The organism is Streptomyces sp. NPDC087906, assembly GCF_055584925.1.
Window position 1 is genome coordinate 70706 of record NZ_JBVJLC010000005.1, and the last position, 24663, is coordinate 95368.

Here is a 24663-nt window from a genome sequence, read left to right on the forward strand (position 1 = left end):
TGGCCGATGTTGGACTTCACCGAACCGAGCAGCAGCGGCCGCTCAGGGTCGCGGTCACGCCCGTATGTCGCGAGCAGCGCCTGCGCCTCGATCGGGTCACCGAGCGTCGTCCCCGTACCGTGTGCCTCCACCACATCGACGTCGTCCGCCGAGAGGCCGCCGCTGGCGAGCGCCTGGCGGATGACCCGCTGCTGCGAAGGGCCGTTGGGGGCGGTCAGGCCGTTGGAAGCACCGTCCTGGTTGATCGCGCTGCCGCGCAGCACGGCCAGGATCTCGTGCCCGTTGCGTACGGCGTCGGACTGGCGCTCCAGCACCAGCATGCCGACGCCCTCGGACCAGGCGACCCCGTCGGCGGACTCGGAGAACGCCTTGGACCGGCCGTCGGGGGCCAGTCCGCGTGCCCGGGAGAATTCGACGAAGGTGCTCGGTGTGGACATCACGGTCACGCCGCCGGCCAGGGCCAGCGAGCACTCACCGCTGCGCAGCGCCTGGGCGGCGAGGTGCATGCCGACCAGGGAGGAGGAGCAGGCGGTGTCGACGGTGACGGCGGGGCCCTCCAGGCCGAGGGTGTAGGAGACGCGGCCCGAGGCGACGCTCGGTGCGCTGCCGTTGCCGCGGAACGCCTCGTACTCCTCGCCGGTGAGCAGCGGGCCGTAGTCGTTGTACATCACACCGGCGAAGACGCCGGTCTGGCTGTCGCGCAGTGACACCGGGTCGATCCCGGCGCGCTCGAAGGCTTCCCAGGACAGTTCGAGCAGCAGCCGCTGCTGGGAGTCCGTGGCCATCGCCTCGCGGGGGCTCATGCCGAAGAAGTCCGGGTCGAACTCGCCCGCTGTGTGCAGGAATCCGCCTTCGCGTACGTGGGTCCTGCCGGGGCGGTCGGGGTCCGGGTCGTAGAGCCCTTCGACGTCCCAGCCTCGGTTGGCGGGGAACGCGGAGATGGCGTCGCCGCCCTCGGTGACCAGCCGCCAGAGGTCCTCGGGCGAGGTCACGCCGCCGGGGTAGCGGCAGGCCATGCCGACGATGACGACGGGGTCGTCGCCGACGGGGGGCAGGGCGCGGACCGGTACGGCGGGGGTCTGCGCCTCGCTGCCGAGGAGTTCGTCGCGCAGGTGGTCGGCGAGGGCGCTGGGCGTCGGGTAGTCGAAGACCATCGTCGCGGGCAGCCGCAGGCCGGTGACGGTGTTGAGGCCGTTGCGCAGTTCGACGGCGGTCAGGGAGTCGAAGCCGAGATCCTGGAACTGGCGGGCGGCTTCGACTTCTCCGGCGTCGGTGTGTCCCAGGACGTGGGCGACCTGGCCGCGTACCAGGTCGAGCAGGATCTCGCGGCGCTCGGCGCCGCCCAGTCCCGCGAGGCGCTGGGCGAGGCCGCCGGCCGTTTCGGAGACCTGGGCCGCGGCGCGCCGGGCAGGGGCGCGGATGAGGCCGCGCAGCAGTGCGGGGATGTCACCCTGGGCGCGCAGGACGGGCAGGTCGAGGCGTACGGGTGCGACGGTGGCGGCGCCGGTGGCGAGGGCGGCGTCGAACAGTGCGACGCCCTGCTCGACGGAGAGCGGCGGCATGCCGGAGCGTGCGATGCGTTCCACGTCGATGTCGGTGAGCGTGGCGGTCATGCCGACGCTGCTGGTCCACGGGCCCCAGGCGAGGGAGGTGCCGGGCAGTCCCGCGTTCCGCCGGTGGGTGGCGAGCGCGTCGAGGAAGGCGTTGCCTGCCGCGTAGTTGGCCTGTCCGGGGCTGCCGAGGGTGGCGGCGACGGAGGAGAAGACGACGAACGCGGCGAGGTCGAGGTCCCGGGTCAGCTCGTGCAGGTGCCAGGCGGCGTCAGCCTTGGGCCGCAGCACGTGGTCGAGCCGGTCGGCGGTGAGGGAGCCGATCACGCCGTCGTCGACGACGCCCGCGGTGTGCACGACGGCGGTCAGGGGGTGGTCGGCGGGGACGGTGTCCAGCAGTTCCGCGAGGGCGGCCCGGTCGGTGACGTCGCAGGCGGCGACGGTCACGTCGGCGCCCCGCGCCTCCAGTTCGGCGGCCAGTTCGGCTGCGCCCGCGGCGGCGGGGCCGCTGCGGCTGGCGAGCAGCAGGTGGCGTACGCCGCGTTCGGCGACGAGGTGCCGGGCCAGGACGCCGCCGAGGCCGCCCGTGCCGCCGGTGATGAGGACGGTCCCTTCGGCGTCCCAGTCGGCCGGCTCGTCGGGGGCCGGGACGCGTGCGAGGCGGGCGGTGAGCAGTTGGCCGTCCCGTATCGCGAGGTCCGGCTCGTCGGTCAGGGCCGCGGCGGTGAGCAGGGCCGGCACGTCCGCCGGGGAGAGGGAGTCCGGGCCGGCGTCCAGGTCCAGGAGGCCGAGGCGTCCCGGGTTCTCGGTGCGTGCGGTACGGACGAGTCCGTGCACCGAAGCGGCGGCGAGGTCGGTGCCGTCGGTGGCGCCCCGGGTGGTGAAGACCAGCCGGGAGTCGGCGAATTGGTCGTCGGCCAGCCACTGCTGTACGTCTTCGAGTACCCGGGCGCCGAGGGTGTGTGTGGCGGCCACGACACCGTCGCCGGGGCCGTCGGTGTCGGGGTCGGGGTCGGGGTCGGCGGTCGCGGCGATCATGACCACGCCGGGGACCGGGCCTTCCGCCGCCGCGAGCGACGCGAGGTCGGGGTGGTGTGTGACGGGCGCTCCCGCGCTGTGCAGGGCCTCGGCCACGCCGAGTGTGTCGGTGCCCACCACGGCGACCGGGACGGGTTCGGCGGGGGCCGCGCCCTTGGCCTTGGTCCACTCGACGCGGAACAGCGAGTCGCGGTGGACGGCGCCGGTGTCGTGCAGCCGCTCGGCGGGCATCACGCGCGAGACCAGCGAGTCGACGGAGAGTACGGGCCCGCCGGCCGTGTCGTACACGGCGATCGAGACGGTGTCGTCGCCGGTGGGGGTGAGCCGGGCGCGTACGGCCGCCGCGCCGGAGGCGGTCAGTGACACGCCCTCCCAGGCGAACGGCAGGCCGCCGCTGCTGATAGCGCCGAGGTCGGCGTAGGCGGCGGCGTGCTGGGCGGCGTCGAGCAGCGCCGGGTGCAGGCCGAAGGCGCCCGCCTCGGTGTCGGCGCCTTCGGGCAGGGTGACCTCGGCGAACACCTCGTCGCCGCGCCGCCAGGCGGCGCGCAGCCCCTGGAAGACGGGGCCGTAGTCGAAGCCGAGTCCGGCGAGCCGGTCGTAGCAGCCGTCGAGGTCGACGGGTTCGGCGCCGGGCGGCGGCCAGGCGGCGGCGTCGAAGCCGGGGTCCGCACCCCGGGCGCCGGGGGTGCCGGGGGCGAGGACACCGGTGGCGTGCTGCGACCAGGGCAGGTCGACGACGCCTTCGGCGCGCGAGTAGATGCCGAGCGGCCGGCGGCCGGCGGTGTCGGCGGCGCCGACCCGGACCTGGAGCTGTACGGCGCCGTGTTCGGGGAAGGCCAGGGGCGCGGCGAGGGTCAGTTCCTCGACGCGGTCGCAGTCGACCTCGTCACCGGCGCGGATGGCCAGCTCGACGAAGGCGGTGCCGGGCAGCAGGGCCCGGCCGCGTACGCCGTGGTCGGCGAGCCAGGGGTGGGACTGGACGGACAGCCGGCTGGTGAACAGGGCGCCTTCGCCGTCGGCGAGTTCGACGGCGGCGCCGAGCAGCGGGTGCCCGGCGGAGCCGAGTCCTGCCGCGCGTATGTCGCCTGCCGTGTCGAGGGAGGCGGCGGGCCAGTACCGCTGGTTCTGGAAGGGGTACGTCGGCAGGTCGACCTGCCGGGCGCCGGACCCGGCGTAGAGGGCGGCCCACCGTACGGTGGCGCCGCGTACGTGCGCCTGGGCGAGGGCGGTGACGGCGGCCAGTTCCTCGGGGCGGTCCTTGCGCAGCAGCGGTACGATCGCCGCGCCGTCGGGCAGGGAGTCCTGGGCCATGGCGGAGAGCACGCCGTCGGGGCCGAGTTCGAGCAGGGTGGTGACGCCGCGTCCGGTGAGGGTGCGCACACCGTCGGCGAACCGTACGGCTTCCCGTACGTGCCGCACCCAGTAGTCGGCGGAGCACAGCTCCTCGACGGTGGCGATGCGCCCTGTCACGTTCGACACGACCGGCAGCGTCGGCTCGGCGAAGCTCAGGCTCCGCGCGACGGCGCGGAACTCGTCCAGCATCGGGTCCATGAGCGGCGAGTGGAAGGCGTGCGAGACGCGCAGCCTGCTGGTCTTGCACTCCAGCGCCTCGAAGTGGGCGGCGATGTCCCGTACGGCGCTCTCGTCGCCCGCGATCACCACCGACTGCGGCCCGTTGACCGCGGCGATGGACACCCGGTCGGTGAGCAGCGGGAGGACCTCGTCCTCGGTCGCGCGCAGGGCGACCATGGCGCCGTCGCGCGGCAGGGCCTGCATGAGCGAGGCGCGGGCCGTCACGAGGCGGCAGGCGTCCTCCAGGGAGAAGACGCCGGCCACATGGGCGGCGGCGATCTCGCCGATGGAGTGGCCGCCGACGAAGTCGGGGGTGACGCCGAGGGAGGTGACGAGGCGGTACAGCGCCACCTCGATCGCGAAGAGCGCCGGCTGGGTCCACCGGGTCTCGCCGAGTTCGGCGGCGTCGGTTCCCCAGACGATGTCCCGCAGCGGGCGGTCGGCGTGCGCGTCGAGCTGGTCGGCGACGGCGTCGAACGCCTCGGCGAACACCGGGAAGCGGGCGTGGAGTTCCCGGCCCATGCCGAGCCGCTGGGAGCCCTGGCCCGAGAAGAGGACGGCGAGCGGGGCGTCGTCGGCGACGCCCCGGGCGATCTCGGTGGGACCGGTGTCCCCGGCGAGCAGGACGGCGCGGTGTTCGAAGACCGAGCGGCCCGCGGCGAGGGAGAAGCCGACGTCGGCGGGCCGGAGGTCCGGAGTCCGGTCGAGGTGGGCGAGCAGTCGCTCGCGCTGGGCGTCCAGGGCCGCAGCCGACCGGCCGGCCAGGGCCCAGGGGATCACGCCCGGTGCCACGGCGGCCGCGGGGTCGTCCTGCGCTTCGGCGGGCGCGGGCGGTGCCTGTTCGAGGATCACATGCGCGTTGGTGCCGCTGACGCCGAAGGAGGAGACGGCGGCGCGCCTGGCCCGTCCGGTCTCCGGCCACTGCGCGGCCTCGGTCAGCAGTTCCACGGATCCGGTGGTCCAGTCGACGTCGCCGGACGGTTCGGTGGCGTGCAGGGTGCGCGGCATCAGACCATGCCGCATCGCCATGATCATCTTGATGACGCCGGCGGCCCCCGAAGCGGCCTGGGTGTGTCCGATGTTCGACTTGACCGAGCCCAGGCGCAGCGGGTGTGCGCGGTCCTGGCCGTAGGTGGCGAGCAGGGCCTGCGCCTCGATCGGGTCGCCGAGCGTCGTCCCCGTACCGTGCGCCTCGACGATGTCGACGTCGCCCGGTGCCAGCCGGGCGTTGTCGAGGGCCGCGCGGATGACGCGCCGCTGCGAGGGGCCGTGCGGGGCGGACAGGCCGTTGGACGCGCCGTCCTGGTTGATGGCGCTGCCGCGCAGCAGGGCGAGGACGGGGTGTCCCGCGCGCCGCGCGTCGGAGAGCCGTTCCAGGACGAGGACGGCGGCGCCCTCGCCCCAGCCGGTGCCGTCGGCGGCGTCGGAGAACGACTTGCAGCGGCCGTCGGCCGCCATGCCGTTCTGCGCGGTGAAGGAGACGAAGGGTCCCGGGGTGGCCATTACGGAGGCGCCGCCGGCGAGGGCCATCGTGCACTCGCCGTTGCGCAGGGACTGCGCGGCCCAGTGCAGGGCCACCAGCGAGGAGGAGCAGGCCGTGTCGACGGTGACGGCGGGCCCTTCGGCGCCGAGCGTGTAGGAGAGCCGGCCGGAGATGACGCTGGCGGCGTGGCCGGTCGTGGCGTACTGCTCCATGTCGTCGCCGGACGCCTTGATGACGGAGCCGTAGTCCTGCCCCGCCGTGCCGACGAACACGCCGGCCTGGGTGCCGCGCAGCGTGGCCGGGTCGATCCCGGCCCGCTCCAGCGCCTCCCAGCACACCTGGAGCAGCAGCCGCTGCTGCGGGTCCATGGCGAGGGCTTCGCGGGGCGCGATCCCGAAGAAGCCGGGGTCGAACTCCGCCATGTCGTAGAGGAATCCGCCCTGTTGGGCGAGGCTGCGGCCGGGTCCTTCCCCCGCGAGGCGGTCCAGGTCCCAGCCGCGGTCGGCGGGGAAGCCGCCCATGACGTCGCGGCCCTCGGCGACCAGCTCCCACAGGGCCTCGGGGGAGGTCACTCCGCCGGGGTAGCGGCAGCCGATGCCGACGACGGCGACGGGCTCCTCCGCGGCAGCCACCAGCCGCTCGTTCTGCCGGCGGAGCCGCTCGTTCTCCTTCAAGGACGACCGCAGCGCCTCGACGTACTTGTTGGGGGACGTGCTCATCGTTGTCTCCAGATCTCTTTCAGTTCGCCGAGTTCTCGGTGGCGAGCCGCAGCAGGCTTTCCGCGTCCATGTCGTCGAGCGAGTCGCCGCCGCCGTCCGCCGGGCCTGCGGCCTCGGCGTCGTCGGTGGTGGCGAGCTTCAACACCATGTCCAGCAGGCCCGCTTTACGGAGTCGGCTGATCGGGACGGATGCGAGGACGTCGCGCATGTGCGCTTCCGGGTCGTCGGTCGTGCCGGTGTCCTGTCCGGGTACGGCCCCGAAGAGGAGCGGGCCGAGATGCCGCGCCAGCGCCTCCGGGGTCGGGTGGTCGAAGACCAGGGCCGCCGGCAGGGGCAGGCCGAGGCCGGTCCGCAGCCGGTTGCGCAGTTCGACGGCGGTGACGGAGTCGAACCCGACGTCGCGGAAGGCGCGGTTCGCCGCGATGGCGTCGGCCCCTTCGTGGCCGAGTGTCGCCGCCGCTTCGGTGCGTACCGCTTCGAGCAGGGCGCGGGCGCGCTCCGCCGTGGGCAGGGCGTCGAGCCGCTGCCGCAGTGGCGGTACGGCGCTTTCGGCGTCGTCGGCGGGGAGGCCGCTGTCGGTGGCCAGCGCCTGGCCGGCCTCCGGTATCGCGGCCAGCAGCGGGCTGGGCCTGGTCGCCGTGAAGCTGGGGGTGAACACGTCCCAGTCCATCGACGCCACGGTCAGGGCCGTGTCGTCGTCCTCCAGCATCCGCTGAAGCGCCGCGAGGGCCAGCGGCGGTTCCATCGCCCGTACGCCCTGGCGCCGCAGCCGTTCGCCGACCTCGGGGTCCGTGGCCATGCCGACCTCGGCCCAGGTGCCCCAGGCGACGGACGAGCCGGTCAGCCCTTCGGCCCTGCGGTGCTCGGCCAGCGCGTCGAGGAACGCGTTGGCCGCCGCGTAGCCGGGCTGGCCGCCACTGCCCCAGACGGCGGCGCCCGAGGAGAACAGCACGAAGGCGTCCAGGTCGAGGCCGCGGGTCAGTTCGTGCAGATGCAGTGCGGCGGTCAGCTTCGCCCGCATGAGCGCGTCGAGCTGACCGAGCGTCAGTGACGCCACGCTGTCGTCGCCGTCCGCGACTCCGGCGGAGTGGAACACGGAGGTCAGCGGCAGGTCGGCGGGGATCGCCTCGATGACGCCGGCCAGCGCCGCACGGTCGGCGGCGTCGCAGGCCGCGATGGTGACCTTGGCCCCCAACTCTTCGAGTTCGGCGCGCAGTTCGGCCGCGCCGGGGGCCTCTTCGCCGCGCCTGCTGGTCAGCACGAGATGGGCGGCGCCGCTCTCGGCCATCCAGCGGGCGACCCGGCCGCCGATACCGCCGGTGCCGCCGGTGATCAGTGCCGTGCCCCGGCCGCGCCAGGGGCGCTCGGGGGTGGCGACGGCGGGCGCCGCGTGCGTCATGCGCCGCCCGTAGAGACCGGAGCCGCGTATCGCGACCTGGTCCTCGCCGTCGAGTCCGGCCAGGACGGCGGTCAGCCGCGCGGCGGACCGTGCGTCCAGTGTCTCCGGCAGGTCGACCAGACCGCCCCAGCGGTCCGGGTGCTCCAGCGCGACCACCCGGCCGAGACCCCACAACGCGCCCTGGACCGGGCTGGTCAGCGGGTCGTCGCGGCCGACGGAGACGGCGCCGCGGGTGGCGCACCACAGCGGTGCGTCGATTCCGGCGTCGCCCAGTGCCTGGACGAGGGTGAGGGTGAGGGCGAGACCGCTGGGCACGGAGCCGAAGTCCGGGTGCCGTTCCTCGGCGGGGGCCAGCAGCGCCAGCACACCCGCGAACTCGGTTCCTTCCGAGGTCAGTTCGGCGAGCCGCTTGGCCCAGACGGTGCGGTCGGCGCCTTCGGTCGACGCCTCGAACAGAACGGTGTCCGGGCCGAGTTCGGCGAGTACGGCGGCGATCCACGGGTCGTCGGCGCTGCCGGCGGGGACCACAGCGAGCCGCCGGCCGCCTGCGGGGGGCGCGGCCGGTTCGGCCAGCCGGGCCCAGTCGACGCGGTAGCGCCACTCGTTGACCAGGGACCGCTCCCGCGACTTGGCGCGCCAGGCGGAGAGGGTGGGCAGGACGGCGCCGAGCGAGGAGCGCTCGCCGTCGGCTCCGACGCCGAGTTCGTCGGCGAGGGACTCCAGGTCCTCGTTCTCGACGAGCCGCCAGAACGCCGAGTCGGCCTCGCCGCCTGCTCCGCCGGTTCCCGCGCCGATCCCGCCGTTCTGGGCGGGCTTCAGCTCCGGCCAGTAGCGCCGGCGCTGGAAGGCGTACGTCGGCAGCTCCACCGGTGCGGGGCTCTCGGCGGGGAACGCCGTGCGCCAGTCGACCGGTGTGCCGTGGACGTACGCCTCGGCGAGGGAGGCGAGGAAGCGCCGGGTGTCGCCTTCGTCGCGGCGCAGCGACCCGAGGACCACCGCGGAGCCCGCGGCCTCCTCCTCCGCCTCCTGGGTCTCCTGGATGGGCCCTGCCAGTACCGGATGCGGGCTCGCCTCGATGAAGACGCGGTGCCCGTCGGCCAGCAGGGCGCGGGTCGCCTCCTCCATGCGTACGGTCTGGCGCAGGTTGGTGTACCAGTAGTCGCCGTCGAACGCGGCCGTCTCCAGCCGGCCGCCGGTCACCGTCGAGTAGAACGGCACGGTGGGCGGTGCGGAGCGGACGCCGGCGAGCACCCGGGACAGTTCGTCCCGTACCGCTTCGACGTGCGAGCCGTGGGAGGCGTAGTCCACCGAGACCTTGCGGGCACGTACGTCCTGCTCCTTGCAGGCGGCGAGCAGTTCGTCCAGCGCCTCGGCGTCGCCGGAGACGACGACCGACGAGGGGCCGTTGACGGCTGCCACCGAGAGGAGTTCGGCCCAGGGCGCCAGCAGTTCCTGGACCCGCTCGACCGGGGCGGCCACCGACATCATGCCGCCGAGCCCGGACAGCCGGGGCAGGGCCTGGCTGCGCAGGGCGACGACGGCGGCGGCGTCGTCGAGGGTGAGCGCGCCTGCCACGTAGGCGGCGGCGATCTCGCCCTGCGAGTGGCCGACCACGGCAGCGGGCTCGACGCCGTAGGAGCGCCAGAGCGCGGCCAGCGCGACCATCATGGAGAACAGGGCGGGCTGGACCACGTCGACCCGTTCGAGCAGCGCGGGGTCCGCCGCACCGGACAGCACGTCGTGCAGCGACCAGTCGATGTACGGGGCCAGCGCCTCGGCGCAGGCGTCCACGGTCTCCCGGAACACCTCGGAGCTCGCGAGCAGGTCGCGGCCCATCCCCCACCACTGGGAGCCCTGGCCGGGGAAGACGAACACCGGTCCGCCGGCTCCGCCCTCGTCCGCGACCCCGGACACGAGACCGGCCGAACTCGCCCCGGTGGCCAGCGCGTTGAGGGAGCGCAGGAAGTCGTCCCTGGTCTCGCCCAGCACCACGGCGCGGTGCGCGAAGACCGACCGGCCGGTCGCCAGCGACCAGCCGACCCGGGCGGGCGACAGGCCGGGGGCGGCATCGGTGTGGGCGAGCAGCCGGGCGGCCTGCTCGCGCAGTGCGGCGTCGGACTTCGCCGAGATCAGCCAGGGCAGGACGCCGTCGCCGGCCGATACCTCCGCCGCCGGTTCGGCGGGCTCCTCGACGGCGGGCTCCTCGACGGCGGGCTCCTCGGCTGCGGGGGCCTGTTCCAGGATGAGATGCGCGTTGGTGCCGCTGATCCCGAAGGACGAGACCCCGGCGCGCCTCGGGCGTCCGGCGTCCGGCCAGCGGGTCTGCTCGTGCAGCAGCTCCACCCCGCCCGCCGTCCAGTCGACGTGCGACGACGGGGTGCCCGCGTGCAGGGTGCGGGGCAGGACGCCGTCGCGCAGGGACATCACCATCTTGATGACCCCGGCGACGCCGGCCGCGGCCTGGGTGTGCCCGATGTTCGACTTGAGCGAGCCCAGCCACAGCGGGTACTCCGGGTCGCGGCCCTGGCCGTACGTCGCGAGCAGCGCCTGCGCCTCGATGGGGTCACCGAGCTTGGTACCGGTGCCGTGCGCCTCGACCGCGTCCACGTCCGCCGTCGACAGACCGGCGTTGGCCAGCGCCTGCCGGATCACCCGTTGCTGCGAGGGTCCGTTGGGCGCGGTCAGGCCGTTGGAAGCGCCGTCCTGGTTGATCGCCGAGCCGCGCACGACCGCGAGCACCCGGTGCCCGTTGCGCCGCGCGTCCGACAGGCGCTCCATCAGGACGACCCCGACGCCTTCCGCCAGCGTCATACCGTCGGCGGCCTCGGAGAACGGCTTGCAGCGGCCGTCGAGCGCGAGCGCCCGCTGCCTGCTGAAGCCCACGAAGGCGTGCGGGGTGGCCATGACGGCCACGCCGCCTGCCAGGGCGAGGGAGCTCTCACCGCTGCGCAGCGACTGGCAGGCCAGATGCATCGCGACCAGCGAGGACGAGCAGGCCGTGTCGACCGTGACGGCGGGGCCCTCGAACCCGAAGAGGTACGAGACCCGGCCCGACAGCACACTGGCCGCCGTGCCGGTGACCATGTGCACCTCGGAGCCCTCGGAGCCGTTCTGCACGCTCGACGAGTAGTCCTGGTAGCTGGCGCCGATGAACGTACCCGCGGCGGAGCCGCGCAGCGAGTCCGGGTCGATCCCGGCGCGCTCGAAGGTCTCCCAGGAGGTCTCCAGCAGCAGCCGCTGCTGCGGGTCCATGGCGACCGCCTCGCGCGGCGAGATGCCGAAGAAGCCGGGGTCGAACTCGGCGGCCTCGTGCAGGAATCCGCCCCTGACCGAGTAGGTCGTGCCCTGCCGGTCCGGGTCGGGGTCGTAGAGTCCTTCGGCGTCCCAGCCCCGGTCGGCGGGGAACTCGGAGATGACGTCGGCGCCGTCGAGGGCCAGCCGCATCAGCTCTTCGGGGGATCCGGCGCCGCCGGGGTAGCGGCAGCTCATGGCGATGATGGCGATCGGCTCGTCGTCGGCCTCGGCACCGGCGGCCGACGCGGTCGCCTCCTGCGCCGTGGGCGCGTCTCCCACGGCGCGGGACCGCAGGAAGCCGGCCAGCACGGCGGGGCTCGGATAGTCGAAGACCATGGTCGACGGCAGCGCGAGACCGGTGGCGGCCACGAGCCGGTTGCGCAGGTCCACTGCGGTGACCGAGTCGAAGCCGATGTCCCGGAAGGCGCGCCGCTCGGGGAACGCGTCGGCTGAGGCGTGGCCGAGGACGGCAGCCGCCTCCGTACGGACGAGAGTGAGCAGCAGGCGCTCCTGCTCGGGGGCTGTCAGCTCGCGCAGCCGCACCGCGAGATCGCTCATCTCGGGTCCTGCGGCGGCCTGTTCGGTGCCGGCGGTGAGCTGGCGCCGGACCTCGGGCACCTCGTCGAAGAGGCGGGTGGGGCGGCCCGAGGTGAAGACGGGGTAGTACGTGTCCCAGTCGACGTCCGTCAGACCGATGACGGTCTCGTCGTCGTCCAGGACCCGCTTGAGGCCGCTCAGCGCCAGCTCCGGGTCCAGGTACTGGAGGCCGCTGCGGCGGATCTGGTGCGGGTCGGCCAGCTCGCGCTCGATGTCGTCGGGCCACTTGCCCCAGTGCACCGACGTGGTGCGCAGACCCCGGGCGCGGCGCTGGGTGGCGAGCGCGGAGAGGAAGGCGTTGCCCGCCACGTACGCGGCGTGGTGACCGCTCCCCCACATGCCGGCCGTGGACGAGTAGAGGATGAAGTCGTCCAACTCCGCGTCGTCCAGCAGCTCGTCAAGATGGCGGGCGCCGGCGACCTTCGCGTGCACGACGTCGGAGAACGACTCCATGCTGGTCTCGGCCAGCGAGTACAGCTCGATGACGGCTGCGGTGTGGATGACCGTACGGACGGTGCGGCCGTCGTCCTTGAGCTGTGCCAGGAGCGCGGCCACGGCGTCACGGTCGGTGACGTCGCAGGCGGCGATGGTCGCTTCCGTGCCCAACTCGGCCAGCTCGGCGACGAGTTCGGGAGCGCCGGGGGCGTCGATGCCCCGCCGGCTCAGCAGCACCAGATGTTCGGCGCCCTGTCCGGCCAGCCAGCGGGCGAGTCCGGGGGCGAGGGTGCCAGAGCCGCCGGTGACCAGGGTGGTGCCGCGCGGCTTCCAGTCGCGGGACGACGCCTTGCGCCCGGCGCCCGCCCGGACGATACGACGGGTCAGCACGCCGGACGAGCGGATGGCGAGTTGGTCCTCCTCGCCCAGTACGCCGGCGAGGGCGGACACCAGGCGCTGGGCGGCCCGCTGGTCGAGGACCGGCGGCAGATCGACGACTCCGCCCCAACGCTGCGGATGCTCCAGGGCCGTTGTCCAGCCCACCCCGGCCACCTGCGCCTGCGCGGGAGAGGTGATCTCGTCGGAGCGGCCGGTGGAGACGGCGCCTTGGGTGAGGAACCACAACGGCGACCCGGTCTCCGTGTCGCCCAGGGCCTGCACCAGCGAGACCGTCAGCGCCAGACCGAGGGACAGCCCCGGGTATCGCTCCCCGGGCTCCTCGGCGCGCGCGAGTACGGACACGATTCCGGCGACCTCGCCGGTCTCGGCCAGCAGCTCGGTCAGGTGCTCCGCGAGGACCGCACGGTCCACGCACGACTCGTCCAGCACAAACCGCCGTACCTCGTCAGCGCCCGATCCGCTCAACACGCCGACGACATCGGCGTCGTCAATGCCTTCGGCCGACACCACGAGCCAGGTCCCGGTGAGCCGCGCCTGGGGGACGTTGCCCGCAGGTGACCAGGAGACGCGGTAGCGCCAGGAGTCGACCGTCGAGCGGTCGTGGCGCGACCTGCGCCAGGACGACAGCGCCGGCAGCACAGCGGCCACCGAACCCTCGTCGGTACGCAGCGTCGCGGACAGCGCGGACAGATCCTCCTGCTCCACCGCCGCCCAGAACTCCGCGTCCAAGGGGTCGATTCCGGCGACCTGGTCGAGCACGTCGGGGATGTTCCAGAAGCGCTCGTGCTGGAAGGCGTACGTCGGCAGGTCGACGCGCCGGGCGCCGGTACCCGCGAACACACCTGTCCAGTCGACGTCGACACCGCGTACGAACACCTCGGCGGCCGACAGCAGGAACCGCGACACACCACCCGTGTCACGACGCAACGTCCCGGTGGCGACGGCGGGTTCGCCCGCATCGTCGATCATGTCCTGCACCGGCATCGTCAGCACCGGATGCGAACTCACCTCGATGAACGCCCGATGCCCGCTGTCCAGCAGGTCCTGTACGGCGTCAGCGAACCTGACCCGCTGCCGCAGGTTGCGGAACCAGTACCCGGCGTCCATCTGCTCGGTGTCCAGCCATTCGCCGGTCACCGTGGAGAAGAACGGCACCTCCGAGACACGCGGACGCACCGGTCCCAGGACGTCGAGCAGTTCGTCACGCAAGTCCTCGACCTGCGCCGAGTGCGACGCGTAATCCACCGGCACCCGGCGCACCCGGACCTCTTCGCCCGTCAGCTCCGCCGACAGCTCGTCCAGGGCTCCGGGCTCACCCGAAACCACCACCGAGCGCGGCCCGTTGACCGCGGCCACGGACACCCGGCCGGACCACGACTCCAGCCGGCTCTCCACCTCCGCCACCGGCAGGGCGACGGACATCATCCCGCCGCGCCCGGCAAGACTGCGGCCGATCGCCTGGCTGCGCAGCGCCACCACCCGCGCGCCGTCCTCCAACGACAGCGCGCCCGATGCCACCGCGGCGGCGATCTCACCCTGGGAGTGACCCACCACGGCGTCCGGCTCGACCCCGCGCGAACGCCACAGCGCTGCCAGGGACACCATCACCGAGAAGGAGGCGGGCTGCACCACATCGACCCGCTCCAACGACGGCGCACCCTCCACACCGCGCAGCACATCCGCCAACGACCAGTCGGTGAACTCGGCCAGCGCGGCTTCGCATTCAGCGATCCGCTCGGCGAAGACCGGCGACTCGTCCAGCAGACGCGCCCCCATCCCCACCCACTGCGAACCCTGCCCCGGGAAGACGAACACCGTCTTCCCCTCGACATCGGCCACGCCTTCGACCAGACCCGCCCAGGACTCCCCGGCGCCCAACGCGCGCGCCCCGGTGAGAAGTTCGTCGCCGTCCTCGCCGACCAGTACGGCGCGGTGGTCAAAGACGGAGCGGGACGAGACGAGCGAGAAGCCCACGTCGAGCGGGCTCGCGGCGGCCTCCGCCCGGGAGACGAGCGCCGTCGCCTGGTCCCGTACGGCCGACCGGCCGCGTCCCGACACCACCCACGGCACCACACCACCCGCGACGGACACGGGCTCGGCGGCGGGTTCGACGGGCGCTTCGGCGGACGGCTCCGCGTCCTGCGCGGCCGGGGCCTCTTCGAGCAGCGCGTGCGCGTTCGTTCCGCTGATGCCGAACGACGACACCGCGGCGCGGCGCGGCCGGTCAGTCTCGGGCCACTCCACGGCCTCGGACAGCAGACGCACCGCGCCCGACGCCCAGTCCACGTGCGACGAAGGGGACTCCACGTGCAGTGTCTTCGGCAGCACGCCGTTCCGCAGCGCCATCACCATCTTGATGACGCCGGCGACACCGGCCGCCGCCTGGGTGTGTCCGATGTTCGACTTGAGCGAGCCCAGCCACAACGGGCTTTCCCGGTCCCGGTCCTGGCCGTAGGTCGCCAGCAGCGCCTGTGCCTCGATGGGGTCACCGAGCCTGGTGCCGGTGCCGTGCGCCTCCACCGCGTCCACGTCCGCCGCCGAAAGACCGGCGTTGGCCAGCGCCTGCCGGACGACCCGCTCCTGCGAGGGTCCGTTGGGCGCGGTCAGGCCGTTGGAAGCGCCGTCCTGGTTGACGGCGGAGCCGCGCAGTACGGCCAGCACCTGGTGGCCGTTGCGCCGGGCGTCGGAGAGCCGTTCGGCGACGAGTACGCCGACGCCCTCGCCCCAGCCCGTGCCGTTCGCCTCGTCCGAGAACGCCTTGCAGCGGCCGTCGGGTGCCAGCCCGCCCTGCTTGCTGAACTCGACGAAGACGGAGGGCTCCGAGAGGACCGTGACACCGCCGATGACGGCGAGCGAGGACTCGCCGCCCCGCAGGGACTGGGCCGCGACATGCAGCGCGACCAGCGAGGAGGAGCAGGCCGTGTCCACCGTGATGGCGGGGCCTTCGAGTCCGAGGGTGTAGGCGAGCCGGCCGGAGAGCACACTGGCCGCCGTGCCGGTCAGCGCGTGCCCCTGGAGTTCCCCCGCCGTACCGGCCGTCGGCTGCCCCCAGTGGTAGGCGCCGACGAACACGCCGGCCTGGCTGCCGCGCAGTGAGTCGGGGGCGATCCCGGACCGTTCGAGGGCTTCCCAGGACACTTCGAGCAGCAGCCGCTGCTGCGGGTCCATCGCGATGGCCTCGCGCGGCGATATGCCGAAGAATCCGGCGTCGAATTCGGCTGCCTCGTAGAGGAATCCGCCTTCGTGGGTGGTGCTGCTGCCTTCTCCTTCGCCGGTGAGCCGGTCCAGATTCCAGCCGCGGTCCGTGGGGAAGCCGGAAATGGCGTCGCCACCGGAATCGACGAGATCCCACAGGGCCTCGGGGGAGCGCACACCGCCGGGGAGGCGGCAGCTCATTCCCACGATGGCGATGGGTTCGTTGTTCTTGAGTTCGAGTTCGCCGATGCGCTGACGCGCGCGGCGGAGGTCAGAGGTGACCCGCCTCAAGTAGTCGACGACTTTGTCCTGCTGGTCTTCTGGCACCGGTCCGTCCTCATCATCGGGTCGCGAACGAAAGCAACAATTCGTTATGTGGTTTCGAACTCTTCATCGATGATGTCGAGCAGCCTGTCGACCGACACCGTCTCGATGTCCTCGCCCGCCGAGTGCAGGGCGAGTGGCGTGGATTGGCGTAGCGTGGAGACGATTTTCTCCAGCCGGTCCGCGATCACCTGGCGTTCGGAACCGTCCGCGGGTACCGATTTCATGACCGCCTCGAACCGGTTGAGTTCGTCGTCCGGCGAACCCGTCGCCGCCGGGGCGGTGAGTTCCGCCGACAGGTATTCGGCGACCAGGACCGGCGTCGGGAAGTTGAATACGAGCGTGCTGGGGAGCTGCCGGCCGGTGAGCGTGCCGAGCCGGTCGCGGAGTTCGACGCCGGCGAGCGAGTCGAAGCCCATTTCCTTGAAGACCTGCTGGGCGCCGATGACGTCCGGGCTGCCGTGGCCGAGCACGGCCGCCGCCTCCGTCCGTACCAGGTCCAGCAGATGGCGCACGCGCTTGCTCTCCGGCATGCCTTCCAGCAGCTTCACCGGTGTGGGAGCGGCGCCGCCCGCTGAGCCCGGCTTCGCGGCAGGCGGCCGGGGGGTCCTTCGTCCTTCGGCCGGCGTCGCGGCGCCGGTACGGGTATGGGCCTCGCGCAGGGCCGTGGCCCGCTCCTCCCGCGTCAACGGGCGGGTGTGCAGGGCCTCGACGGAGAGCACCGGTGTGCCGCGGACGTCGGCGGCCAGCAGCGCCGGCGCGCCGTCGTCGCGCGGAGTGAGCCGGATGCGCAGCTCCGTGGCGCCGAAGGCGTGCAGGGACACGCCCTCCCAGCAGAGCGGGAGGTTGCCTTCGCCGTCCGTCATGGCCGCGTGCCGCGCCGCTTCGAGCAGGGCGGGGTGCAGTCCGTACGACTCGGCGTCCGGTACCCCGGGGGGCAGGGCGGCCTCGGCGTAGATCTCGTCGCCGCTTCGCCACAGCGCCCGCAGCCCGCGGAAGACGGGGCCATAGTCGAACCCGTTGTCGGCCAGCCGCTCGTAGTGGTCTTCCAGGTCCACCGGGACCGCGCCTTCGGGCGGCCAGGCGGCGGCGTCGAGGCCATCGTGCGGTGCGGCCTCGTCGGCGCCGGGGGTCAGTACGCCGGTCGCGTGCTCGGTCCAGGGCTCGTCGACCGCGCCTTCCGTCCTGCCGTGGACGGTGACGACGCGCCAGCCGATGCCGTCCGGCGCGCTGACGCGTATCTGGATCCGCACCGCCCCGTGTTCGGGCAGGGCGAGGGGTTCGGTGAGGACCAGCCGCTCGATCCGGTCGCAGCCGACCTCGTCGGCCGCGCGGACGATCATGTCGAGGATTGCCGTGCCCGGCAGCAGGGTCCGGCCGGCGATCGTGTGGTCGGCCAGCCAGGTGCAGGAGCGCGCCGAGAGGGTGCCGGTGAACACCAGCCCCTCGCCGTCGGCGAGTTCCAGGGTGGCGCCCAGCAGCGGGTGTCCGGTGGCGCCCGTGCCTGAGGCGCCGCCGGCTGTGCCGGGCCCCGGCGGGGCCGGCCAGAAGCGCTCGTGCTGGAAGGCGTACGTGGGCAGCTCGACCCGCCGGGCGCCGGTACCGGCGAAGAAGGCACGCCAGTCGACGGGGACTCCGGCGGTGTGCAGTCGGCCCACCGCGGTGACCAGGGCGGTCTCCTCGGGGGTGTCCTTGCGCAGGGCGGGGACGACGGTCGTCCGCCCGGCCGCGTCGCCGAGGCTGTCGCGCGCCATCGCGGACAGGACGGCGCCGGGCCCCAGCTCCAGCAGGACATCCACGTTCTCGGCGGGCAGCGCCTTGATCCCGTCGGCGAAGCGGACGGCGTGGCGTACGTGCCGCACCCAGTACTCGGGGGTGCTCAACTCGTCGGTGGCCAGTCGGCCGGTGAGGTTCGACAGCACGGGCACGGCCGGCTCGTGGAAGGCCAGGCCCGCCACGACCTGCCGGAACTCGTCGAGCATCGGGTCCATCAGCGGAGAGTGGAAGGCGTGCGAAACCGAAAGCTGATTCGTCTTGCGGCCGAGCCCGGTGAAGTGCGCGGCGATTTCCAGGACTTCGCCCTCGTCGCCCGACACCACCACCGACGCGGGGCCGTTGACGGCGGCGATCGACACCCGCTCCGTGAGCAGCGGGACGACCTCGTCCTCGGCGGCCTGGATCGCGACCATCGCACCGCCGGCCGGCAGCGCCTGCATCAGCCTGCCGCGCGCGGCGACCAGCGCACACGCGTCCGGCAGCGAGAACACCCCGGCGACATGGGCCGCGGCGATCTCCCCGATCGAGTGGCCGCCCACGACGGCGGGCCGTACGCCCAGGGACTCCATGAGGCGGAACAGCGCCACCTCGACGGCGAACAGCGCGGGCTGGGTCCAGCCGGTCTCGTCCAGCAGTCCGGGATCGTCGCCCCACATGACGTCGCGCAGCGGGCGGTCGAGGTGGGCGCCGAATTCGGCCTCGACGGCGTCCAGGGCCTCGGCGAACGCCGGGAAGCGCTCGTACAGTTCACGTCCCGTCCCGAGCCGCTGGCTGCCCTGGCCGGGGAAGAGCACGGCGGTGACGCCGTCGCCCGCCACACCGCGGGACGCTTCGCGCACCTGCGGCTCCTCGCCGCGCCTCCGGCGCTGTGCGAGGGTCGTGAGCAGCACCGCCCGGTGGCGCAGCGCGGCCCGGCTGGTCGCCAGTGAGAACCCGACGTCCGTCGGGGCGAGTTCGGGCCGGTCGTCCACGAAGGAGGTGAGCCGGGCGAGTTGGGCGTCGAGGGCCGCCTCGGTCTTGGCCGAGACGAGCCAGGGCACGACGGTGGGCGCGGTCCCGGGTTCGCCGACGGGTGGGGCCGTCTGCGAACCCGGGACGTCCGGGGCCTGTTCGGCGGTTTCCGGGGCCTGCTCGATGATCAGGTGGGCGTTGGTGCCGCTGATGCCGAAGGACGACACACCGGCCCGGCGCGGCCGTCCGTCCTCGGGCCACAGGACGGGCTCGGTGAGCAGTTCCACCGCACCGTCGGCCCAATCCACTTCGGTGGTGCGCTTGTTCACGTGCAGGGTGCGCGGCATCAGCCCGTGCCGGATCGCCATCACCATCTTGATGACGCCGCCGACACCGGCGGCGGCCTGGGCGTGCCCGATGTTCGACTTGAGGGAGCCGAGCCGCAACGGCCGTTCCGGCGTGCGGTGCTGGCCGTAGGTGTCCAGCAGCGCCTGTGCCTCGATGGGGTCACCGAGCTTGGTGCCGGTGCCGTGCGCCTCCACCACGTCGACGTCGGCGGTGGACAGGCCCGCGTCGGCGAGGGCCTCGCGGATCACCCGCTCCTGGGCCCGGCCACTGGGGGAGGTCAGCCCGTTCGACGCGCCGTCCTGGTTGGTCGCAGAGCCGCGGACGACGGCGAGGACGGGATGTCCGTTGGCCTGGGCGTCGGACAGGCGTTCCAGTACGACGATGCCCACGCCCTCGGCCCAGGCGGTGCCGTCGGCGTCGTCGGAGAACACCTTGCAGCGGCCGTCGGGGGCGAGTCCGCCCTGCCGCGAGTAGCCGACGAAGCCGACGGGCGTCGACATGACGGTGACACCGCCGGCCAGGGCCATCGAGCACTCCCCCGCACGCAGCGAGCGCGCGGCCCAGTGCAGGGCCACCAGCGAGGAGGAGGAAGCGGTGTCCAGCGTGATCGCCGGTCCTTCGAGACCGAGGGTGTAGGCGAGCCGCCCGGAGGCGACGCTCGGTGAGAGGCCGGTCATGGCATGGCCCGCGAGGTCCTGCGGCGAGCGCTGGGTGACGGTGGCGTAGTCCTGGCCGTTGGTGCCGACGAAGACGCCGGTACGGCTCCCGCGCAGCGACAGCGGGTCGATGCCGGCCCGTTCCACGGCCTCCCACGACGTTTCCAGCACCAGCCGCTGCTGCGGGTCGGTCGACACCGCCTCGCGGGGCGACATGCCGAAGAACCCGGCGTCGAACTCGGCGGCCTCGTGGAGGAAACCGCCCTCGCGGGTCACGCTGCGGCCGGGTCCTTCACCGGCGAGCGCGTCCAGGTCCCAGCCGCGGTCCGCCGGGAAGCCGGAGATCGCGTCGCGGTCCGCCAGGACCAGATCCCACAGCTCCTCGGGGGAGCGCACGCCGCCCGGATAGCGGCACGCCATCCCGACGACCACTACCGGGTCTTCGTCGGCTCCGATCGTCTTCACGTTGCACACCCCTGGGAAAAGTCGGGCCACGGACATCTCTCCGTGCCGGATCGTATGGGCGGCGACGCTGTACTTTTCCCTAAGGAATTCTCCGACCCCCCTGCCGGCCATTGCGCGGCAGGTGCCGGCGGCCCGTACAGGGCGTGAAAAGTCGTGCGGCGGGCGAAGACTAGGGATTCTCCGGAGCGTGGTGTGAGACCAAGTTACTGTCCCGCTTCATCGCGCGGCGCGCCCGTCCGACGGCGGCGCCGGTCTCCTCCGGACGGCGTGGACCGGGGGCGGTGGCGATGAGGGCGGCCACCCGGCGACCGGCCGTGTGTACGTGTGGCACCGAGCCATCGGACTGCCACTTGTGAAGGGTGTTGTCCATGGACTCGATTCGGCGGCCGATCCTGTTCGTCAGTTATGCCGAAAGCGGTCTCATCAATCCATTGCTCGTACTCGCCGAGGAATTGTCACGCCGCGGAGTGGAAGACCTGTGGTTCGCGGCCGATGAGAAAGGGCGTTCCGACGTCGAGGCGATCGGCGTGAAAACGCCGGTCGAGTTCGCTTCGCTCGGCGATGTGGTGTCGGAGATGTCGGCCGTCACCTGGGACGACGAGACGTATCGTGAAGTGACCCAGCGTTCGCGTTTCAAGGCGCACCGCGCGGTCATCAAGCATTCGTTCGCGCCGCAGTCGCGGGTCGAGAAGTACCGGCGTCTCGAAGCCGTCGTGGACGAGGTCAAGCCGGCGCTCATGGTGATCGAGAGCATGTGCCAGTTCGGTTACGAGCTGGCCATCACCAAGGGGATTCCGTTCGTGCTGGGCGTGCCGTTCGTGCCGAGCAACGTCCTCACGTCGCACGTGCCCTTCGCCAAGTCGTACACGCCGGGCGGCTTTCCCGTGCCGCACTCGGGGCTGCCGCTGGACATGACCTTCCGGCAGCGGGTGGCCAACCAGCTCTTCCGGGTGCGCACGCTGGGGATGTTCCTGACGTCCTCGGTGCGCAAGGTGGTCGAGGAGGACAACCGGATCCGTACGGAGCTGGGGATCGCGCCCGAGGCGCGGCAGATGATGGCCAGGATCGACCACGCCGAGATGGTGCTCTGCTATTCGGTGCCGGAACTGGACTACCCGTTCCCCGTGCCGGACAAGATGCGGCTCGTCGGCACGATGGTGCCGCCGCTGCCGCAGGCCCCGGACGACGGCGGCCTCTCCGACTGGCTCGACGCGCAGGACTCCGTCGTCTACATGGGGTTCGGCACGATCACCCGGCTGACGCGCGAGCAGGTGGGCGCGCTGGTCGAGGTGGCGCGGCGGCTGTCGGACAAGCACGCGGTCCTGTGGAAGCTTCCCGAGGAACAGCGCCATCTGCTGCCGGCCGAGCTGCCGGACAATCTGCGGATCGAGAAGTGGGTCCCCTCGCAGCTCGACGTGCTGGCCCACCGGAGCGTCAAGGTCTTCTTCACCCACGCCGGCGGCAACGGCTACCACGAGGGGCTGTACTTCGGTAAGCCGCTGGTGGTCAGGCCGCTCTGGGTGGACTGCGACGACCAGGCGGTACGCGGCCAGGACTTCGGCGTCAGCCTGACGCTGGACCGGCCGGAGACCGTCGATCCCGACGATGTGTACGACAAGCTCAGCCGCGTCCTCGGCGACGGCGCCTTCCGTGCGCGCGCCGAGTACTTCGGGCGGCTTCTGCGCGCCGCCGGCGGCCGGGGTTCGGCCGCCGAGCTGCTGCTCGACCTCCCGGCACTCGCCACCCGTTGACCACCCGCCACTCACCGATCGGGGCATCCCATGTCTTTCACCTATCCGGTTTCCAAACCCTGGCTCGGCGGACGTGAGCTCGAATATGTGACGGAGGCCGTCAGCGACGGCTGGATCTCGTCGCAGGGGCCCTATGTGCGCAAGTTCGAGGAGGAGTTCGCCCGCTACAACGGCTCGGCGCACGGGGTCGCCTGCTCCTCGGGCACGACGGCGCTGACCCTGGCCCTGCGGGCGCTCGACATCGGTCCCGGTGACGAGGTCATCGTCCCCGAGTTCACGATGATCGCGAGCGCCTGGGCGGTCAGTTACGTGGGCGCCACGCCCGTCTTCGTGGACTGCGGCGACGATCTCAACATCGACGTCTCGCTCATCGAGGAGAAGATCACCTCGAACACCAAGGTGATCATGCCCGTACACATCTACGGGCGGCGGTGCGACATGGACGCGATCATGAACATCGCCTACGAGTACAACCTCCGGGTCGTGGAGGACTCGGCCGAGGCGCACGGCGTGCGGCCGGTCGCCGACATCGCCTGCTTCTCGCTCTTCGCCAACAAGATCATCACTGCCGGCGAGGGCGGTATCTGCGTCACCGACGACGAGCGGCTCGCCGAGCAGATGGCCCATCTGCGGGCGATGGCGTTCACCAAGGACCACAGCTTCCTGCACAAGAAGCTGGCCTACAACTTCCGTATGACGAGCATGCAGGCGGCCGTCGCCCTGGCGCAGACCGAGCAGCTCGACTCGATCCTGCAGACCCGCAAGGAGATCGAGCGGCGCTACGACGAGGGGCTGCGGGACATCGACGGCATCACGCTGATGCCGCAGCGCGACGTGCTGTGGATGTACGACCTGCGGGCCGAACGGCGCGAGGAGCTGCGGGACTTCCTCGCCGCCGAGGGTGTCGAGACCCGGCTGTTCTTCAAGCCGATGAGCCGCCAGCCCGGCTACCACGACGACAACTGGCCCTCGCTGAACGCCAGTCGCTTCAGCGAGGACGGCTTCTACCTGCCGACGCACACCGGTCTCACCGAGGACGACCAGGAGTTCATCACGGCGAAGGTCCGTGAGTTCTACGGCGCCGCGTGAGCACGGGACGTTCCGATCCGCAGAGGAACCAGATGATGACAACCCCTGACAAGTGCCCGGTGATGACACCGGCGGACGGATGCCCGGTCGCCTTCCCGCTGCGGCGGCCCGGCCAGGTCTTCCCGCCGCCGCAGTACGCGGACTTCCGCGCGCAGGACGGCCTCGTACGCTCCACACTGCCCTCCGGGGTGCCGGTGTGGCTGGTGACCCGGCACGAGGACGTGCGGACGGTGCTCACCGATCCGCGCATCAGCTCCAACCCCTCGCACCCCGGTTTCCCCCGTGCGGCGAAGACCGGCGGTGTGCCGTCCCAGGACGAGGTGCCCGGCTGGTTCGTGGCGCTGGACCCGCCGGAGCACGGCAGGTTCCGCAAGACGCTGATCCCCGAGTTCACCGTGCGCAAGGTGCGGGAGATGCGGCCGGCGATCCAGCAGATCGTCGACGAGCGCCTCGACGCCATGCTCGCCGCGGGCGAAACCGCCGATCTGATCGCCGACTTCGCGCTGTCCGTGCCGTCGCTGGTGATCTCCAATCTGCTCGGCGTGCCCAAGGCGGACCGCGACTTCTTCGAGACGAAGACCCGTGTGCTGGTCACGCTCACCTCCACGGACGAGCAGCGCCAGGCGGCCTCCGTCGCGCTGCTGCGCTATCTCAACCGGCTGATCACCATCAAGCAGAAGCGGCCGGGCGACGACCTGATCAGCCAGTTGCTGGCCGAGGGGACGCTCAACAAGCGGGAGCTGTCCGGCGTTTCGATGCTCCTGCTGATCGCCGGGCACGAGACGACGGCGAACAACATCGGCCTCGGCGTGGTCACCCTGCTGACCAACCCGGAGTGGATCGGCGACGAGCGGGCGGTGGAAGAGCTGCTGCGCTACTACTCGGTCGCCGACCTGGTGGCGTTCCGGGTCGCCGTCGAGGACGTGGAGATCGGCGGTCAGCTCATCAAGGCGGGCGAGGGCATCGTGCCGCTGGTGGCCGCGGCCAACCACGACGGGACGGTCTTCGACCGGCCCGACGAGTTCGACCCCGGCAGGTCGGCCCGCTCGCACGTGGCCTTCGGGTACGGCGTGCACCAGTGCCTGGGCCAGAACCTGGTCAGGGTCGAGATGGACATCGCCTACCGGACGCTCTTCGAGCGGATCCCGTCGCTGGAGCTGGCGGTGCCGGTCGAGGAGCTGCCGCTCAAGTACGACGGGGTGCTGTACGGGCTGCACGCGCTGCCCGTCCGCTGGCAGAGCAAGCAACTGACGGAGGTATGAGTGATGGCGCGGATCGACGTGGACACCGACCGCTGTGTCGGGGCTGGGCAGTGCGTGCTGTCGGCTCCCGACCTCTTCGACCAGGACGACAACGGGATCGTCCTGGTCCTGGAGGAGCCTTCGGACGACCCTGAGCTGGACGCCGCGCGGCAGGCGGGGCTGATCTGCCCGTCGCAGGCGATCACCGTACGGGAGGACTGACCGGCTTTCTTGTACGTACCGACGGGCGCGGGCCCCCCCCCCCGGGGGGGGCGCGCCCCGCGGGGTGGGCCCGGCCCGGCCCCGACCACCCCACCCGCCGCGCCGTGGGGGCCGCGGCGCGCTGGGCGCCCCCCACCAGGAGCGACCCCCCCCGGCGCG

The 24663-nt window shown here is 72.5% G+C and carries 7 protein-coding genes (1 of these 7 running past the window's edge); 4 read left to right on the top strand and 3 right to left on the bottom strand.

Translation table 11 applies throughout. From position 1 onward, the window contains the following. The 3 genes in view from ACZ63I_RS16795 to ACZ63I_RS16805 are tightly spaced (at most 44 nt apart) and all read right to left on the bottom strand, a layout consistent with a single transcriptional unit that may run on beyond the window. Positions 1-6362 carry the 5' portion of an SDR family NAD(P)-dependent oxidoreductase gene (locus ACZ63I_RS16795; protein WP_469339317.1) on the bottom strand. The gene continues 26425 nt to the left of window position 1, outside the view, so only the first 6362 of its 32787 coding nucleotides appear in the window; its start codon is at positions 6360-6362; its stop codon lies off the left edge, out of view. Positions 6363-6381: 19 nt separating this feature from the next. After that, positions 6382-16008, bottom strand: a complete 9627-nt coding sequence (locus ACZ63I_RS16800; RefSeq protein ID WP_469339319.1) for a type I polyketide synthase — start codon at positions 16006-16008, stop codon at positions 6382-6384. A 44-nt stretch (positions 16009-16052) separates the two neighbouring features. Continuing rightward, positions 16053-20201 carry a type I polyketide synthase gene (locus ACZ63I_RS16805; RefSeq protein WP_469339321.1) on the bottom strand — a complete coding sequence of 1383 codons (4149 nt, stop codon included), beginning with the start codon at positions 20199-20201 and terminating at the stop codon, positions 16053-16055. A gap of 368 nt (positions 20202-20569) precedes the next feature. Between ACZ63I_RS16805 and ACZ63I_RS16810 the strand changes: the two genes are divergently transcribed. Genes ACZ63I_RS16810 through ACZ63I_RS16825 form a run of 4 tightly spaced genes read left to right on the top strand, consistent with a single transcriptional unit; the run spans position 20570 to position 24504 of the window. Then, complete coding sequence (locus ACZ63I_RS16810; protein WP_469339322.1) at positions 20570-21952, top strand: glycosyltransferase; 1383 nt, start codon at positions 20570-20572, stop codon at positions 21950-21952. 30 nt (positions 21953-21982) lie between these two features. Then, positions 21983-23041, top strand: a complete 1059-nt coding sequence (locus tag ACZ63I_RS16815; RefSeq protein ID WP_469339324.1) for a DegT/DnrJ/EryC1/StrS family aminotransferase — start codon at positions 21983-21985, stop codon at positions 23039-23041. Between the two features lie 35 nt (positions 23042-23076). Next, positions 23077-24303 (top strand): cytochrome P450, encoded by a 1227-nt coding sequence (locus ACZ63I_RS16820; RefSeq protein WP_469339325.1) that lies wholly within the window; start codon positions 23077-23079, stop codon positions 24301-24303. A 3-nt stretch (positions 24304-24306) separates the two neighbouring features. Further along, entirely contained in the window at positions 24307-24504 is a 198-nt protein-coding gene (locus ACZ63I_RS16825; RefSeq protein WP_469339327.1) for a ferredoxin, read from the top strand. Positions 24505-24663: the final 159 nt, after the last annotated feature.

Excerpts from the sequence above, each read along its gene's own strand:
- ACZ63I_RS16810 (WP_469339322.1), top strand. The coding sequence starts at position 20,570 with ATGGACTCGATTCGGCGGCCGATCCTGTTCGTCAGTTATGCCGAAAGC.
- ACZ63I_RS16820 (WP_469339325.1), top strand. The coding sequence starts at position 23,077 with ATGACAACCCCTGACAAGTGCCCGGTGATGACACCGGCGGACGGATGC.
- ACZ63I_RS16815 (WP_469339324.1), top strand. The coding sequence starts at position 21,983 with ATGTCTTTCACCTATCCGGTTTCCAAACCCTGGCTCGGCGGACGTGAG.
- ACZ63I_RS16825 (WP_469339327.1), top strand. The coding sequence starts at position 24,307 with ATGGCGCGGATCGACGTGGACACCGACCGCTGTGTCGGGGCTGGGCAG.